15 protein-coding genes and 1 pseudogene are annotated in these 16993 nt (G+C 57.8%); 3 read left to right on the top strand and 13 right to left on the bottom strand.

Annotated features, from left to right (window positions below; genetic code table 11):
* Positions 1-26: 26 nt before the first annotated feature.
* The 10 genes from MHY13_RS09380 to rimM all read right to left on the bottom strand — a co-directional run bounded on the left by MHY13_RS09380 (position 27) and on the right by rimM (position 10148).
* Complete coding sequence (locus tag MHY13_RS09380; protein WP_239282954.1) at positions 27-668, bottom strand: ribonuclease HII; 642 nt, start codon at positions 666-668, stop codon at positions 27-29.
* A complete protein-coding gene (gene lepB / locus MHY13_RS09375; RefSeq protein ID WP_239282953.1) occupies positions 655-1392 on the bottom strand; it encodes a signal peptidase I in 738 nt (245 codons plus the stop codon). The genes MHY13_RS09380 and lepB (MHY13_RS09375) overlap by 14 nt, the downstream gene beginning before the upstream one ends.
* Positions 1370-2173: a signal peptidase I gene (lepB, locus tag MHY13_RS09370; protein ID WP_239282952.1), complete on the bottom strand. Its 804-nt coding sequence runs from the start codon at positions 2171-2173 to the stop codon at positions 1370-1372. The genes lepB (MHY13_RS09375) and lepB (MHY13_RS09370) overlap by 23 nt, the downstream gene beginning before the upstream one ends.
* A 185-nt stretch (positions 2174-2358) precedes the next feature.
* Positions 2359-2703 (bottom strand): 50S ribosomal protein L19, encoded by a 345-nt coding sequence (gene rplS, locus MHY13_RS09365; RefSeq protein ID WP_005325245.1) that lies wholly within the window; start codon positions 2701-2703, stop codon positions 2359-2361.
* Positions 2704-2856: 153 nt separating this feature from the next.
* Entirely contained in the window at positions 2857-4971 is a 2115-nt protein-coding gene (locus tag MHY13_RS09360) for a YhgE/Pip domain-containing protein (RefSeq protein WP_204608516.1), read from the bottom strand.
* A 193-nt stretch (positions 4972-5164) separates the two neighbouring features.
* Positions 5165-7501: a Tex family protein gene (locus tag MHY13_RS09355; RefSeq protein WP_239193108.1), complete on the bottom strand. Its 2337-nt coding sequence runs from the start codon at positions 7499-7501 to the stop codon at positions 5165-5167.
* A 146-nt stretch (positions 7502-7647) separates the two neighbouring features.
* Positions 7648-8286 carry a hypothetical protein gene (locus tag MHY13_RS09350; RefSeq protein ID WP_239193109.1) on the bottom strand — a complete coding sequence of 213 codons (639 nt, stop codon included), beginning with the start codon at positions 8284-8286 and terminating at the stop codon, positions 7648-7650.
* 121 nt (positions 8287-8407) lie between these two features.
* On the bottom strand, positions 8408-8782 hold the full coding sequence (locus MHY13_RS09345; protein WP_239193110.1) for a hypothetical protein: 375 nt from the start codon (positions 8780-8782) through the stop codon (positions 8408-8410).
* On the bottom strand, positions 8782-9654 hold the full coding sequence (gene trmD / locus MHY13_RS09340) for a tRNA (guanosine(37)-N1)-methyltransferase TrmD (protein ID WP_239193111.1): 873 nt from the start codon (positions 9652-9654) through the stop codon (positions 8782-8784). The genes MHY13_RS09345 and trmD overlap by 1 nt, the downstream gene beginning before the upstream one ends.
* Complete coding sequence (rimM, locus tag MHY13_RS09335) at positions 9651-10148, bottom strand: ribosome maturation factor RimM (protein ID WP_239193112.1); 498 nt, start codon at positions 10146-10148, stop codon at positions 9651-9653. The genes trmD and rimM overlap by 4 nt, the downstream gene beginning before the upstream one ends.
* A 106-nt stretch (positions 10149-10254) precedes the next feature.
* Here rimM and MHY13_RS09330 point away from each other — a divergent pair, with 106 nt between their 5' ends.
* Together MHY13_RS09330 and MHY13_RS09325 are read left to right on the top strand one after the other, a co-directional pair.
* Positions 10255-10659 (top strand): cupin domain-containing protein, encoded by a 405-nt coding sequence (locus tag MHY13_RS09330; RefSeq protein ID WP_239193113.1) that lies wholly within the window; start codon positions 10255-10257, stop codon positions 10657-10659.
* Between the two features lie 38 nt (positions 10660-10697).
* On the top strand, positions 10698-11384 hold the full coding sequence (locus MHY13_RS09325) for a TetR/AcrR family transcriptional regulator (RefSeq protein ID WP_239193114.1): 687 nt from the start codon (positions 10698-10700) through the stop codon (positions 11382-11384).
* Between the two features lie 217 nt (positions 11385-11601).
* Here MHY13_RS09325 and rpsP read toward each other — a convergent pair whose 3' ends face one another.
* Positions 11602-12117 (bottom strand): 30S ribosomal protein S16, encoded by a 516-nt coding sequence (gene rpsP / locus MHY13_RS09320; protein ID WP_005325261.1) that lies wholly within the window; start codon positions 12115-12117, stop codon positions 11602-11604.
* A gap of 353 nt (positions 12118-12470) precedes the next feature.
* Here rpsP and MHY13_RS09315 point away from each other — a divergent pair, with 353 nt between their 5' ends.
* Positions 12471-14738 carry an acyltransferase family protein gene (locus MHY13_RS09315; protein ID WP_239282951.1) on the top strand — a complete coding sequence of 756 codons (2268 nt, stop codon included), beginning with the start codon at positions 12471-12473 and terminating at the stop codon, positions 14736-14738.
* A gap of 150 nt (positions 14739-14888) precedes the next feature.
* Here MHY13_RS09315 and ffh read toward each other — a convergent pair whose 3' ends face one another.
* Both ffh and MHY13_RS09305 read right to left on the bottom strand, forming a co-directional pair.
* Positions 14889-16541 (bottom strand): signal recognition particle protein, encoded by a 1653-nt coding sequence (gene ffh, locus MHY13_RS09310; RefSeq protein WP_198491641.1) that lies wholly within the window; start codon positions 16539-16541, stop codon positions 14889-14891.
* A gap of 51 nt (positions 16542-16592) precedes the next feature.
* A pseudogene (locus MHY13_RS09305) lies at positions 16593-16993 on the bottom strand (hypothetical protein); the annotation flags it as partial.

Genomic DNA, 16993 nt, shown 5'->3' with positions numbered 1-16993 from the left:
TTAGCGCGAGAAAGGCTAGATTTTAGCTAGGCACGCGCGGCAAACTCCGCATGTGCGCGGCGGACATTCTCATAGCTGATCCGGTGCTCCGGGCACGCTCCAAGCGCCGCAATTGCGGCCTCGTGTGCCTTGGTCCCATACCCCTTATGGCTGGCCAACCCGTAGCCGGGGTACCGCGCATCCAGCTCGTGCATCAGGTGATCGCGGCTGACTTTGGCCAATACACTCGCCGCGGCAATGCACCGTGCGGCCGCATCGCCGCCGATAATGGGCAGGTGGGGTTGGGTAAGGCCGGGGATAAAGAGGGCGTCGGTAAGCACATAGCCCGGACGCGCTTCCAGGCGCGCAACCGCCCTGCGCATGCCGGAAATATTGGCGTGCTGGATGCCGCGCTTATCGATGTCCCCCGCACCAATATGCACTACAGACCAGTCCACAGCCTTGTCCTTAATGAGTGGAAAGAGCCTCTCACGCTGTTTGGGAGTTAGCTTCTTTGAATCTGTAAGCTGCGCCAACTCCTTGATCGGCCGATCGGGCATGACGCAGGCTGCGATGGTAATCGGTCCGCAGCAGGCACCGCGCCCAGCCTCATCTACGCCGGCCACCGGGCCTAAACCGGCCTTGCTCAATGCGACCTCGTAGGTGCGTCGCTGTTTAAGCCGCCGCATGCGAAATTTCCGGGTGCTCCACCCCGCCCCAACGCGAAAGCGGCAAAATGACGGCCTCAACGCGCCCGCGGACGTTGTCTACCGGCACGGTGCCCTGCAGGTGGTCGCCCAAGTGTGCACGGGAATCGAGGGAGTTGGTGCGATTATCACCCATCACCCAAAGGTTTCCCTCGGGGACGGTAACCGGGCCAAAATACTCGCCACCGCACTCCTGCGAGCCCACGCTGGGGTCTACGGGAATCTCCGGCGGATCGAGGACGAAGGATTGGTCAATAGGCTTTCCGTTCACCATGACCGCAGGGTCGCCAGCCTGACAGCTCACCGTCTGCCCGCCGGTAGCAATGACGCGCTTAACCAGGATATTTTCCCCATTGGGAAGCAGCCCTACGGCTGCCAAGGCATTTTGCGCGCCGCGCACAAAAATATTGTGCGAGCGATTGACCTCAAACTCGTTATTCCACGACTCGGGCCCTTCAAAAACCACAACCTCCCCGGGCTTGGGGTCCGTGAAGTAATAGCTGACTTTTTGCACGGCAATGCGATCGTTTTTGCAGCCGGCACACCCGTGCAGGGTCGGTTCCATCGAAGCAGAAGGAATGACATACATCCGCCCCACCAGCGCCTGCAGGAGTACTAGCAGGACAAAGCCTGCCACCACGGGGATGAGAAAATCCCGGGTGCGCAGGCGTTGAGAGGAAGGCTTATTCCTGAATGTCCGGGTCATCGACCCCACCAATGCGGGTAAACGGCCAGAATACGAATTTCACCTTGCCGCGGACGTTTTCTACTGGAACCGTGCCATGGAACTTATCGGTCATATGGTAGCGCGAATCGGCCGAAGCAGTACGGTTATCGCCCATCACCCAGATATTGTCCTCCGGGACCTCGACGGGACCAAAGTACGGACCACCACAGGCCTCCGAGCCGGTCGACTCATCTACCGGATACGTTGGTGGGTCTTGCACGTAGTCCTGCTCGATGGGTTTGCCATCTACCATGACAGCAGGATCGCCCTCCTGGCAGGACACCGTCTGTCCGCCGGTAGCAACCACACGCTTGACCAGAGTATTTTCGTCTGGCGGTGCCAAGGATACGAAGCTCAACGCATCCTGCACGCCATGAATGATCGGATTGGACGAGCGCGGTGAGACGTAGCTGGAATTCCAGTCCTCGGTGCCCTTGAATACGACGACATCGCCTGGTTCTGGCTCGCCGTCGCCGTAGTAAGAGATCTTTTCCGTAAAGATACGGTCATTTGTGCAGCCCTCGCAGCCGTGGAGAGTCGGCTCCATCGAACCCGATGGGATCACATACTGCCGGCCGATAAAGTTCTGGAATAGTCCGACGACCACGAGAACCGTCGCCACTACCAGAAGGGTTTCCAGCAGCCACGGCATTTCTTTCTTCTTAGTCGCCTCTTTGCCTTGCTGGGTGGCGTCGCCCTGTACTGGGTGGGCCCCCTCGCCTTCTGGCGACTGTTCCTGCGAGATGCTGTCTTTATTCACGCGCTAGATCCTAGCAACCCCATGTCCGGATTCCGGCCTTATCCCCCTCGCGGCAGGAGGATTCACAGACAACTTTCCGTTTAGATCAGGGCTTCCAACTGTGAATTAAGCGAAATTGGGCATAGAAAAATCCTCCTGCATCCACAGTTGGGTGCAGGAGGAAGCTGGCGCGCAGCGCGCTAGTACTAGCGACGCTCCTTGATGCGAGCCTTCTTGCCGCGCAGATCGCGCAGGTAGTAGAGCTTCGCACGGCGGACGCGGCCACGGCGGGAGACCTTGATGGACTCCAGGTTCGGGGAGTGAACCGGGAAGGTACGCTCAACGCCGATACCGAAGGAGACCTTACGGACAGTGAAGGTCTCACGGATGCCGGAACCCTGGCGACGGATGCAGATGCCCTTGAAGAGCTGTGCACGCTCGTTGTTGCCCTCGATAACCTTTACGTTAACGTCGAGGGTATCGCCTGGGCGGAAGGACGGGATATCGTCGCGCAGCTGTGCTGCATCGACCTTGTCAATAATGTTGGACATGCCAATATTCCTTTTCAGTTTGGGACAGAGGACCCTAGCGGCGTACTGCCTAACCGGTTCGTGCCCGTTACATAGAACGGTGCACTATTTTTCCACATCCACCGGCAGGAACCAAATTTCTCCCCAGCACTACTTTCTCCCCCCCCTCCCAAGCTACGCCGCCGCAGCAGCCGGGAAGCGGACTAGGTGCTCATCCAGGATTTTCGCCGTACCCAAGTGACGCGCGCGGAAGACCACATATGAGGCGAAAAGTGCGATCAGGGTAAATCCGAGCAGCGCTGCCATTCCAGTCCAGAACGTCGCATCATGAATCCCATCAGTGGCACGCGTGAATGCGCCTTTGGCGTAGGTCATCGGGTGGAAAGGATGCATCAAACTCAACGGGCGGGGAATCGCGGCCACCGGCCACACACCACCAAAGACCATCACACCGAGGGCGAAAATTCCCGCAGCAAAGATGCCACCAATCTTTCGCCCAAAAGTCACGTGGAAGAACTGGTAAGTCGCCGCACCCACCGCTGCGATCGCTGCTACTACCCCGAGAATCATGGACCAGCTAGCCGGTGCCCACCCCAAAGTTGCTGACATCAGCGCCATAAAGGCAAGGACAATGAAGTTGAGCACGGTCAGCGTGATGAACGCAGACAATATTCCGCGCGCAGGATGCGCAACTGGGGTTCCTTTACGGCCGAGGTAATAGGGAAACACCATAGCCACCAGCAGCATGACGAGGAAGCCAAAGACGAGCACTAAGAGCAAAGAGGCACCGCCGGTGACGTCCTTGCGGGTGGGGTCCGTGGAGCTTATTGCTGTTTGGACTGGGTGCACATTGGACGCGGTGAAGTTAATGGGAACGGCCATGTTTTGAGCTGAGTCTTCCGGTTTGGAGATAGATGGCGCTTTGGCTGCACCATCTGCCAGCTTCTGTGAGAGCTCACCAGAACCGGCCTTTAGCTTATCCATACCACCCTTGAGCTCGGCACCACCGGCTGCCAAGCGGTCTGTTCCCGTCTTCAGGGTGCCAGTCCCGTCGTGGAGGCGGCTCGCGCCATCGTGCAGCTGAGCGGCGCCGGTGCCAAGTTCGCCAACGCCGCTGTGTAGCTCCTTCGTGCCATCAGCTAGACGGTGCGCTCCGCCATTGAGTTTGTTCATGCCGCCCAGATACTCCGAATTAGGATCTGAAAGGTTGTAGTACAGCTGACCGGTACCATTAGAAAGTTGCTCTAGTTTATCCACCATGTTGCCACTCGTGGCCGGATCAAGTTTGGATACGAGCGAGTGGAGCTGTTCAGCCTGCTGCCCCATACCCAAGTTACGCAGCACCTCTACCAGTTGCGACAGGGCAGGAACCACGACCTGGGCCTGTTTGAGCACTGGGATAAGCATTCCCGTGAGCTGATTGACTCCACCATCGATCTGGCCGGCACCGTCGGCGAGACGGCCGGTGCCAGCAAGCAGCTTATCGGAACCTTCAGCAAGTTGTGTGGCACCGTCATCCAGGCGAGCGGCACCTTCATCGAGTCGCCCGACTCCCTCATTGAGACGGTTTGTGCCATCAAGCAGCGCACCAGTTCCATCATGTAGCTTTCCTGCACCGGCTCCCAGCTGACCTATGCCGGCGACCGCACGACCTCCACCTTCTTGTAGCTTCCCGGCACCTTCATCAAGACGTCTAGCACCATCGGCGGCAGTGCCTATTCCATCACTTAGCTTATTGAGCCCTTCTATTACCTGGTCAGCGTATTTTTTCGAGATTGCATTTTCCACGCTGGTTTGCACCTGCGGGATTAGGCTCGAAGAAATAACGGAGCCGTTAGTTCCGTAATAGTCATTGCTAGCGAAGTGAATTTCAGGTTTGACGGGCTTATCACTGATGATGGACACCGCTTTTTTGGAAAAGTCCTCAGGGATGGTCACCACCAGGAGATATTTGCCTTTAATCAGCCCTTGATCCCCCTCATCCTTATTCACCTCTGCGAAATTCAGGTAATCGGTATCCAGCAGCCCTTCTACCACCTGAACGCCGTAGTTGGTATCAACGCCTTGCTTGTTGACGCCCGCGTCTTCATTCACCACCGCTAGGTCGATTTTGCGCATGTATTTGGATGGGTCCCACATCGCCCACATCATGGTTCCGGCAATAATAATGGGTGCAACCAGGAAGAACACGATGAACAACCGTGCCAATGCACTGCGCGGACGCCAGTCCAATACGCGGTGCCAACCCAACACTCCCCTGCCATGGCTGGCTTTAGCAGCTTTGCTCATTTCCCTCTCCTTGTAATTAAAATGGCACCAAGCGTCTTTTATTTAGTTTTGGCAAACTTACCATTTTGAAACAATCTCGGCGCGCATTGGACCCCACGTCGTGGAGGAATTCTCCCCTCTGGAATGTATAAGCTCCCACCGTCCGCAACGATGGGAGCAAAAAGCAGCAGGTAGAAAGGCTAGTCCACGACGATTAGAAGCCTGCCTTCTTCAAGGCATCGGCCATGGCTCCACCACCACCGGAGCCACCTCGACCGCCAGTGCGGCCGCGCGAGCCGTCCCGGGATCCGCGCCCAGATTTGTGGCCAGAGCGCTTTCCTTCGCCCCTGGCTCCGGATTTGGCGGAACCGCGTGGGGAATCACCGCGGCGTTTAGGGGCCGGCTGCCCCGGTTCATCATCCAAACGGAGGGAGAGACCGATGCGCTGGCGCTCCACATCAACCTCCATGACCTTCACCTTGACCACCTGGCCAGAGCGCACGACCTCGTGCGGATCGGAGACAAACTTGTGGCTCATGGCAGAAACGTGGACGAGGCCATCCTGATGGACTCCGACATCCACGAAGGCGCCAAATGCCGCCACGTTTGTCACCGTGCCCTCGAGAATCATGCCCGGGGTGAGATCGGAGACTTTATGTACGCCTTCTTTAAAGGTGGCGGTCTTGAACTCAGGGCGCGGGTCGCGTCCGGGTTTATCCAGCTCGGCGATGATATCGGTCACCGTAGGAATGCCGAAAGTCTCGTCTGCAAAGTCTGCTGGCGCCAGCATGCTGAGTACGCGGGTATTGCCAATAAGTTCAGAAATCCCCAGGCCCGTCTTCTCCGCGATGCGGGAGACGACAGGATAGGCCTCTGGGTGTACGGCAGAGGAATCCAGCGGATCGGTACCGCCGTTGATGCGGAGAAAGCCCGCAGACTGTTCAAAGGCCTTAGGCCCCAGACGCGGTACCTTCTTCAGTTCCTTGCGGGAAGAAAAAGAACCGTGTTCATTGCGGTAGGAAACGATATTGGCGGCGATAGTGGAATTGACACCCGCTACGCGCTCAAGCAGCGGGACGGAAGCGGTATTGAGATCTACGCCCACACCATTTACCGCACTTTCCACGACGCCATCAAGGGTGCGAGCGAGCGCCGTCTGGTTAACGTCGTGCTGGTACTGCCCCACACCAATAGCCTTGGGATCGATCTTGACCAGCTCAGCCAAAGGATCCTGCAAGCGGCGAGCGATGGAAACCGCACCGCGCAGCGAGACATCCATGTCGGGGAATTCCTCCGCTGCAAGCGGCGAGGCTGAGTAGACCGAGGCGCCGGACTCCGAAACCACCACAGGAGTGGGTCGCTGACCCCCAGCTTGCTTAATAAGGTCCGCAATTTCCTGAGCAAGCTTCTCGGTCTCACGGGAGGCGGTGCCGTTGCCGATGGCCATAAGGTCTACAGAATGCTTGGCGCACAGGGCCGATAGCGTCTGAACTGCTAGGCTCCACTGGTTCTGCGGCTGATGCGGGTAGACAATGGCGGTATCGAGCACCTTGCCGGTTTTGTCCACTACCGCGCACTTCACACCATTGCGGTAACCCGGATCCAAGCCGATGGTGGCACGCTGGCCAGCAGGTGCCGCGAGCAGCACGTCGCGCAAATTGGTGGCAAAGATCTTCAGCGCGCCTTCCTCCGCAATCTCTTTCAGCCGCATGCGAACGTCCAGGCTGGAGGAAATATAGAGCTTGGTGCGCCAGCCCCAATGGACGGCGTCGGCAAGCCACTTGGAGGAGCGATCCAGCTCGAAGCGGGAGGCGATTACATCCTCGTAATCGGCGTCATCGCCGGCATCTAGTTGCAGCTGGAGCACTCCCTCATTCTCGCCACGCAGCAGCGCCAAGATGCGGTGCGAAGGCAGCTTGTGGAAGGGCTCGTTGAAATCGAAGTAATCCTTAAACTTCGCGCCTTCGGCCTCCTTGCCCTCAACAACGTGCGCGCCCATGGAGCCTTCAGTGAACATGCGCTCGCGTACTTCACCCACCAGGTCCGCGTCGAGCGCGAAGCGGTCCACCAAGATGGCCCGGGCGCCGTCGAGGGCCTTCTTGGTGTCCTCAAAGCCCTCGGTGGTAAAGGCCTGTGCCAACTCTTCTGGAGCGGCGTTGGGATCCGCAATGAGCTTATCGGTCAGCTCCTCAAGGCCGGCTTCGCGGGCTATATCGGCCTTGGTTTTGCGGCGTTTCTTATACGGCAGATACAAATCTTCTAGGCGCGCTTTGGTCTCGCAGGCAAGGATTTGCTCCTTGAGGGCGTCGCCAAGCTTGCCCTGCTCTTCAATCGCCGCAAGGATGGTCTCCTTGCGCTCCTGTAGTTCCTTTAGATAGTTCGCGCGCTCTTCAATGGTGCGCAGCTGGGAGTCATCCAGCCCACCGGTGGCCTCCTTGCGATAGCGGGCAATAAAGGGCACTGTATTGCCCTCCGCAAGCAGCTGCAACGCGGTAGAAACCTGCGATTCCTTGACGTTGAGCTCGGCGGCGATAGTGGCCGCAATATTCACGTGGTCTCCTCACTCTTTCTCGAGGTTTGGGATTAGACCCACCCAATTTACCGCACGGCCCCTCCACTGCCTTCGCTTGCCGACGCCCCCTAGACGCACAAAACCTCCTTTCCCAGTAAGGGAAAGGAGGTTGCTGCGGCGCGCTCTTAGTAGATAACCACGCGGGCGTTATCGCCGCCGGAGCAGGAAACGCGCGAAGAGCTACCGGAGCAGTACATGGTGTAGGTACCACCGGTGGCCGGCGAGTAGACGCTCAAGGTAGCGCCGGTGCCGCCGCCGGCGACCCAGTTATTCATAAACGCGGTATAGACGTTGCTGGCAAAACCGCTGGAGGTTTTGCTGGTAGCTGGATAGTAGCTAGTGAAGTCACTCCAAGAGTGCCCATTGCTGCTGCCAGAAGACGCTGCCTGTGCCGGCGCTGGAGCTGGAGCATCCTTAGTCTTGGTCACCGTGACCGGGCTGGAATCTTCATCCTCATCCTCAGCATCGTCCTTGGACGAGGAACCGGAGTGCTTGCTAGATCCGGAGCCGGAGCCGCTATTGGCATCAGCCTGCTGGAATTGACTATCGGCGGCCGCGCTAGTCGATGCATCATCCTTGTTATTGGTCACGAACATGATGACCATGGCGGCCACCGCGATGACCGCCACAATTGCTGCGATAATTGCCGCGATGGTGGCGCCGCCTACGCCACCGCTTTGCTGCGGCTGGGAATAATACTGCTGATTGTACTGAGGCGGCTGCTGGTTATATCCACCATAGTTATTGCCATTGGGAGCCGTCATAATTCAGGGACCACCTTGGGAATAGGAATCTAGAGGGAATGTCCCCTTCACTATAACCTTAGAAGGCATATGCGCTGCAGTTTAGGCATGAAAAAGCGCTAAATAATTGTCCAGATTCCGCTTATAACCCAGAATCCGCCCGCCACACCGCCGGGGCACCAAGCCCCATCTCCGTAAAACCGATTTCCGCACTGCCTACCCACGAGGCTGCCGGCGGCAAGCAGTCTGCTACCGAGGAAGCCACAGTGGCCAGGGGCTGCGTGGTCTCTCCGTTTACGATGAGCCGCCACACCGGTATTCCTTGTGGCCACTGACCGCTCTTGAAGCGATACTCCTGCGCTAGCGGGCTGCTTTCCGAGGTTTCCTCCGCTACCTGGAGAGTGAAAATACTTAGCGGCTCAAAGCCCCGTGCACGCAGCTCCTCTGGCAATGCTTCGAGGCTTTTCGCCCACTCCTGGGTTACTAAGAGTACCGAGAGGTCAGCGCTTACCTCCATTAGCCTTCACCCTGGGTGTTGGCTTCTTGTTCCAACTGCGCGATGAAGGCCTTGTCGTCCTTATCGAGCTCAGCCGCCTCCAAAAGTTCGGGACGGCGTTGCCACGTGCGCAGCAATGCCTGTTCCCTCCGCCATTTGTCTACCAACCCGTGGTTTCCCGAGGTGAGCACCTCCGGCACGGCTAGGCCACGCCACTCTCGCGGCTTGGTATAGCTCGGGCCTTCCAAGAGACCATCAGAAAAAGAATCTTCCTCATGAGAGCGCTTATTTCCCAGCACGCCGGGGATGAGTCGCACTACTGCCTCAGCAATCACCAACGTTGCCACTTCCCCACCGATCAACACATAATCGCCGATGGAAACCTCGCGCACGCGGTAGCGTCGAGCGGCGTCATCCACCACGCGCTGATCGATGCCCTCATAACGCCCGCAGGCAAAAACAATGTGCCCCTCATTGGACCACGCCCGCGCATCTGCTTGGCTAAACGGTTTTCCGGTTGGCGTCGGCACGATAAGCAGTGGGAGGTCGCTATCCTCATCGGCCGTGGCATCAACCGCATAGGCTTGCGCCTCAACCCCTTCTAATTCATCGTGGCGCGGACGGTTTAGGTGTGGCAACGCAGACTCTAGATTGGGCGCACTTTCCCGCGTGGCGACGCTATCGAGCGCCGGCCCCCAAACGTCTGGCTTCATAACCATGCCGGGGCCACCACCGAACGGCGAGTCATCGACAGACTTATGCGCATCCGTAGCCCACTGCCGCAGATCGTGCACACCTACTTCAAGGCGACCTTGTTCAATGGCCTTGCCCAAAAGCGCATGCCGCAACGGGTCCAGGTACTCCGGAAAAATGGTGATGACGTCAAGCCTCATAGGTCAAGCAGTCCTTCCGGCGGATCGATGGTGCACGTTCCAGCCTCTAGGTTCGCCTCAGGAACAATGGCATGCACGAAGGGAATGAGCGCCTCCTTGCTGTTGTCGAGTTTTACCTCCAACAAATCTTGACTTCCGCCGTGGATGACCGATGTGACCTCACCGATCTCCTCGCCCGCCAGAAGTACGCGAAGCCCTTCCAGCTCGTGGTCATAAAAGCCATCATCATCACTGTCGAGCGGAGCGGCAAAGAACTTGGTACCACGTAGGCTATCCGCCACTGTTCGGTCTTTGATCTCTTCAAAGGTAACGAGCAGCCTTCCCTTATGGCTCCGGACCGCCTTGATAGTTAGTGTGTGCTCCTTCTTACCCTGCGTCCCCTGAAGAACTTCCCCTACCGCAAAGCGCACCTCCGGTTCATCCGTAGTGGCCTCGACTACGACTTCACCTTTCACGCCGTGCGATTTAATCACGCGACCAATCATCAATTCCATAGCGGAAAGTCTACAACACAGACCTCTTTGCCCTTGTCAGTCATGAATTTTGGCGCTTTGGAAAGCAAACCCAGAATTTGAGTCTTATTGTCGTTAAAGTGGGCTCATGAGCGATCTACCGACCAACTCCCCGGACACGTTTGGCGCGGCTTCTCACTCAAGTGAGGATTCCGTCATGTCCGCGCTAAACCTGCTGGACATCGCGCCTGATACCGATCCGCACCGCCCGCGCCCGGGCGTACAGCGCGTCTTAAGCGCTGATGGTGCCAACCTCATTCTCTTTAGCTTCGCACCAGGACAGTCTCTGCCCGATCACAAGGCCGCACATCCCATCACCGTGCAGGCGCTGCGCGGTGAGCTTGACTTCAGCTATGGCAATGAAACCATCACGCTCACCCCCGGCTCTATCGTGCACCTTCCTGCATATGAGGTGCATAAAGTCGAGGCCACAAGCGAGAGCGGCAACCCTTCCACCCCCGCAATTTTGCTGCTCACCATGCTGACCAAATAATTTATACGTACATAGGTTTTGTTGATAAAATGACTTTTATGGAAACGCACAATAAGCCCTACCATCATAGAAACCTCCACGATGAGCTGCTCCGTATCGCGGTTCAACTGGGCAAAAGGAGTGGCCCCGATGCCATCACCGTCCGTGCGGTAACCCGCGAAGCAGGAGTGTCCCCTACCTCTGCATACCGCCATTTCAAGGACCAAGAAGAACTGCACGATAAGGTCGCTGAACTTGCCACCGATGAGTTGGTCCGGCGTTTACACGAGACTACCGAGACAGCAGTGGGCCTAGATTTTCCAGAACACCTGATGCAAATCGGCTACGCTTACCTCGAGTTTGCCCTAGATGAAACCAATTTCTTCCGCTGCATGCTGGAGTGGAAGGCGCTGCGTTTCATGCTTGGCGTAGATCCCAATACGGAAGATGATCCGAAGATGGATCACCTACAGCAGATTCGCGATTTCTTCGCCCTGTTGTCCCGCCACGCGGAAGCGCTGGACAACACCACTGACGCCACGTATTTCATGCAGAATGCCCTGTTGGCTTGGTCGGCCATTCATGGATTTACCGTACTTGCCATCGACGGCCCTTTGTCCCGGCTTCCACGCGAGCAGATTCTCGAGCTTTTCACACCGGTTGTTGCAGGCGCCCTGCGCGGTATGGACTTTAAGGATCCCTCTAACGTCTACAGCCGCTACCCCAACTACAAACCACAGAACTAAGGGCGAACTTGCAAATCCCCGACATGGATGACGCACGTTTCCTAGCGTGTCACTGCCAGTAGCGACCGCGCACGCAGCCCCGTCAAGGACTAGCATGCGCGGTCGCTATCGTGTTCCGGCGTTCTTCCGCCAACTATAAAGGCCCCGCTACTACGACCAGTGATCGTAGCGGCGGGGCCCGGAGCTAAAGCACTATGCGTTTAGCAAGGGAGGCAGATTACTCTGCGGACTCCTCAGAAGCTTCCTCAGCCTTCTCCTCGGCCTCAGCGTCAGCTTCGCCGGCGGCAGCAGCGGCAGCCTCTGCAGCAGCAGCTTCCTCAGCAGCCTTCTTCTCAGCCTCTTCCTTGGCCTTCTTCTTCTTTTCGGTGATGGCCTCGATGGTCGGGCCGTTGTTGGCCTCAGCCAGTGCCTCGTTGAAGATCTCCAGCTTGGACTTCTTCTCCTCAGCAACCTTCAGGGTGCCCTCTGCACCCGGCAGACCCTTGTGCTTCTGCCAGTCACCGGTGACCTTCAGCAGAGCGAGAACCGGCTCGGTTGGCTGTGCGCCAACGGACAGCCAGTGCTGTGCACGCTCGGAGTCGATCTGGATGAGGGAAGGCTCTTCCTTCGGGTGGTAGATGCCGATGTTCTCGATGACCTTGCCGTTACGACGGGTGCGGGCATCAGCAATAACAACGCGGTACTCAGCAGCGCGGACCTTGCCCAGGCGCTGAAGCTTGATCTTGACAGCCATGTTGGCTCCTTTACTAGTCACTGGGCAGTACAGACGCGCACTAGGTTGTGCGCCGGTTCAACCCTTGGATTTTATCTGCGCGTGACATACCGGCCGACCGTAGACGGGAACGGTGCTACGCAGAATATTACGTTCTTCAGTTTATCTAGCTCAGAATATCCGAGTAAATAACCTAGGATATTTTAGCGCGAGTAGCTGCATTTTCAAAAATTACTACGCCACGCACGCAGGTTCGTTATGCCTGCGATAGTGAAGCAGAGTACCCTTAAGGGCCGAATATAGACATTTCGTTTCATATGTATGGCGCGCCTTCCGCCCCACCATCTAGGCATAGGCGCACGAAAAGACAGTTTATGACTAAAGAATCACCGCGAAATTTCCGGTACCGCTATGACCTTGATGGTCTGCGCGGTATTGCCATCGGCCTAGTAGTTATCTACCACGTATTCGTCGGACGCGTATCCGGCGGCGTCGACGTATTCCTGCTGCTATCCGGCTACTTCTTCTTGGGCTCCCAGCTGCGCTACGCGAGCAAGCCCAACGCCTCGCTTAACCCATGGTGGCCCATCTGGCGCACCTTGCGGCGCTTGGTACCAAGCTTGGTTTTGGTAATCGGCGTGACCTACATTTTGGTACGCATCTTCACCCCGCAGCTCATGCGCACCGAGCTCACTCAGCAGATCACAGCCACCATGCTGTATTACCAGAACTGGGAGCTAGCGGAACAAAACGCCGACTACACAGCGGCCGCAGCTGATACCTCACCGCTGCAGCACATGTGGTCCATGGCCGTGCAGAGCCAGTTCTACATCATGGGCATTGCCTTTGCGCTCATCTTGGCTGCCATCATGAAGTTCCGGCCGAAGCAACAGCCCTTGGGCAAGCGCAGCTTCCCCACGGTCAACCAGATTGCTGGCCCAATCCTCATCGTGGTCACGATTGCTTCTTTTGCCTATGCTTCGCGCCACGGCCTCTACGGAACTCCGGAGAACTACTACTCCACCTGGTCGCGCGCTTGGGAGTTAACCTTGGGCGCGGTCCTGGCTATCTACGGTTCCTCTTGGAAGATTCCGGCCCGCCTCTATGACCTCTTTACTGGTCTGGGCCTTTTGATGCTCGTCTTTACCGGTGCCATCATCGCGGATACCACTGCGTATCCTGGCCCGCTTTCTCTTTTGCCACTAGGCGGCGCCGTGCTCATTATCTTGGGCGGCGGTGGCAAGATTTCCAAGGCAATGGCTTCCAAGCAGGCGCGCTGGCTGGGCGATGTAGCCTACCCGCTCTACCTGTGGCACTGGCCATTGCTTATTTTGTCCACGTCCTACCTGGGTCAAGAAACCCCGTCGTGGTGGTTGGGCGTCATCATTATCGCCATTTCGCTGTTGTTGGCAGACCTCACGCACCGCTTTTTGGAGAAGCCCCTGCGCCAGCATCGCAAGCGCCCCACGGCCGAGGATCTGCCGGTACGCAAGGGCCTGTCGACCTTGCAGAAACCCGCCGGTGCCGCCCGCGGTGTGGGTGGCGTTGTAGTCGCCGCGGCCGTTGTCGGCCTCTTGGCTGTCCAGCCACTGTGGATGCGCACCCTTGATGATGCTGATGCGGAGCTTTTGGACCCTGCCCTCTACCCCGGCGCAACGACGTTCATCAACGACATCACCCCGCCGGATAATGTGGAGGTCAAGCCTGATCCGATTCTGGCCGGCGGAATCCAGCCACCCGTCGCTACAAATTGGTGCTTCGTGCCAGATAGCCAGCCTGCTGACTTCTTCTTCGAAACCCGCAAGGACGGAAAGACCCCCTGCATTTTCGGTGACCTCAACGCAGAGAAGGAAGTCTATTTGGTGGGCGGTTCCCACGCGGAGCAGTATTCTGCCCCGCTGGACCGCTTAGGCAAGGAAATGGGCTTTAAGCTGGTACCGCTGCTGCGCCAAGGCTGCCCGATTGAATTGGGTGACGATGTCACCGTGACCCCAGAGTGTGCCGAGTGGGGCAAGCTGGCCATGGATCGCATCGAAGAGGCGAACCCGGCCTTGGTCATCTCGAATACCACCCGCCCACAAAATGAATATGGCACCGGCCCCGATGCCGTGCCCGCCGGCTACCAGGCATTCTGGGAGGAATTGGCCGAACGCGATATTCCCTTCTTGGGCTTCCGCGATAACCCGTGGGGATTCGATGAAGAAGGCCGTCCACGCGAGTTTGATGAGTGCTACGTCGCTACCGAAGATGCCTACGGCTGCGGCATGCGCTTTGAGCAGGTCTACCAGCCTTATGATCCCGGTGCAGTCGTGTTGTCGAAGTACCAAAATATGCTCTCGATTGATACCGCTCCGTGGTTCTGCGATGCCAATGGTGACTGCCCAGTCATCATCGGCAATACGATGGTCTACCGCGACATGCACCACATCACCAATGCTTTTGCGGAATCAGCAATGCCGATGATCCGCGAGGCCCTAAAGCCCTTCCTCAACGGGGAAAAAGTCCAGCAGGAAGCCCCGGACATTCCACCGGAGCAGGCTGCAGGAGCCGTGGAGCAAGCGCCCGCAGCGCCTACCGACGCCGGCAAGCAACATGCCAACCCCGTCCCCTACCCCAACGCCGCACAAGACGATGCCGTCTAGGCCATAGCTCGGTCGTGCTCAAGCCCCGAGGGCGAAAGCGCCTCATGCAAAGGCGCGCTGGGGCTTAGGGCGGCGTCGGCAAGCCGCACAAAAAGGAGGCTCCCGCAGCAACGCGGAAGCCTCCTTCTTTATGCTTTAAGGCTGGGAAAACTACTTTTTACCCTTGCCAAAGTCCAGGTTGTCGAGATCGATATTTTCCATTCCCTTCGGCATCTTTGGCATACCTGGCATACCTGGCATGCCACCGCCGCCGCCCATTTGCTGCTGGAGCTTTTGCAGCTCCTCCATGGACGGCATGCCGCCGCCACCGGGCATTCCTGGCATTCCGCCCATGCCCGGCATACCGCCCGGCATCTTCGGGCCACGGTTGCCACCGCCGCCCTTGCCCTTCTTTCGCTTGCCATTCTTGCCCTTGCGACCCTTGGGCTTCTTCTTGGTAGCGGAGCGACCACCCATGCCGCCCATGCCGAATTGGCCGGCCATCTTGGACATCATCTTCTTAGCCTGGTTGAAGCGCTCAATAAGCTGGTTGACCTCGGAAACGCTGACACCAGAACCATTAGCAATGCGCTTGCGGCGCGAAGCATTGAGAATCTTCGGATCCTCGCGCTCCTGCGGCGTCATACCGCGAATAATCGCCTGGATGCGGTCCAGCTGCTTTTCATCCACCATGGCGGCCATTTCATTCATCTGCTTGCCGCCGGGCATCATCTTCAGCAGGTTGCCGATGGGGCCCATCTTGCGGATCATCAGCATCTGCTCAAGGAAGTCATTGAGCGTCAGCTCGCCAGAGCCCAGCTTAGAGGCTGCTTCTTCGGCTTTCTGGTGGTCCAGGGTTGCTTCGGCCTGCTCGATAAGGGAGAGCAAATCACCCATGCCCAGAATGCGGCTGGACATGCGCTCCGGGTGGAAGACATCGAAATCATCGAGCTTCTCACCGGTAGAGGCGTACATGATGGGCTTGCCCGTAACCTCGCGGATAGACAGGGCCGCACCACCGCGGGCGTCACCGTCCAGCTTGGTGAGAACAACGCCGGTAAAGTCCACGCCATCGCGGAAGGCCTCGGCCGTCTGTACGGCGTCCTGGCCGATCATGGAGTCGATGACAAAGAGGACTTCGTCCGGGTTGACGGCATCGCGGATATTGCGCGCCTGCGTCATCAGTGTCTCATCGATGCCCAAGCGGCCAGCGGTATCGATGATGACCACATCGTGCTGCTTCTGCTTAGCCTCAGCAATGCCCTGCTTGGCGACGTCCACCGGGTCACCGTGCGAGGTACCCATTTCATGCTCGTTGGAGTCCAGGGAGGTTCCCGGATCCGGTGCAAAGGTCGGCACCTCAGCGCGCTCGCCGACGATTTGCAGCTGCTGTACCGCGCCTGGGCGCTGCAAGTCACAGGCCACCAGCATCGGGGTGTGGCCCTGCTTAGCCAGGTGCTTGGCCAACTTACCGGCCAGGGTGGTTTTACCAGCACCCTGCAGGCCGGCAAGCATGATCACCGTCGGCGGGTTCTTAGCCAAGTTCAGGCGGCGGGTTTCACCGCCGAGGATCTCAATGAGCTCCTCATTGACGATCTTGACTACCTGCTGCGCCGGGTTGAGCGCCTCAGAGACTTCCGCGCCGCGGGCGCGTTCCTTGATGCGCTTGATAAAGCCACGGACGACGGTCAAAGACACGTCGGCTTCCAGCAGCGCGAGGCGGATCTCGCGAGCGGTGGCATTGATATCAGCCTCGGTCAGTTTGCCCTTACCGCGCAGGCCCGCCAGGGCTGACTGTAGGCGGTCTGATAGTGAGTCAAACACTACGGATGCGCTCCCTTAATTTAGATCGATCTAAAGTTCAACTATTCAATCTTAGTCCCTAGCCAGGGCCCTGGTCACATTCCCCACCACGGTAGCGCGGGAAACCTGCCCGGCAAGGTACACATTGACGATCATCGTCGCGCCCAAAATCTCATGGCGCAGCCATACAAAGTCCGGCAATGCCTCTACCAAGTGCCCTAAAGCGCCGATGCGCTCGACCGTCCGGATGACCAAAATGCCGCCCACATCGAATGCCGCAGTGGTCACCTCTCCAGCAATGGCCGGCAGCTCCGTATAAGTTCGTGAGTTATAGGACTGAATAAACCTTATCTGAAGTGCCCCAGGTTTTGTTCCGTTTAAGTAGATGGGAAAATCTGGAATATGCCAAGAAAATTTGACCAGGATGCAAAGGACCGTGTGGTCCGTCTCGTGGAAGATCGCATCTTGGCAGA

The sequence above is a fragment of the Corynebacterium sp. ACRPE genome (genome assembly GCF_022347435.1).
Taxonomy (GTDB): Bacteria; Actinomycetota; Actinomycetes; order Mycobacteriales; family Mycobacteriaceae; genus Corynebacterium; species Corynebacterium tuberculostearicum_D.
This window is presented reverse-complemented; position numbering and strand designations above follow the sequence as displayed.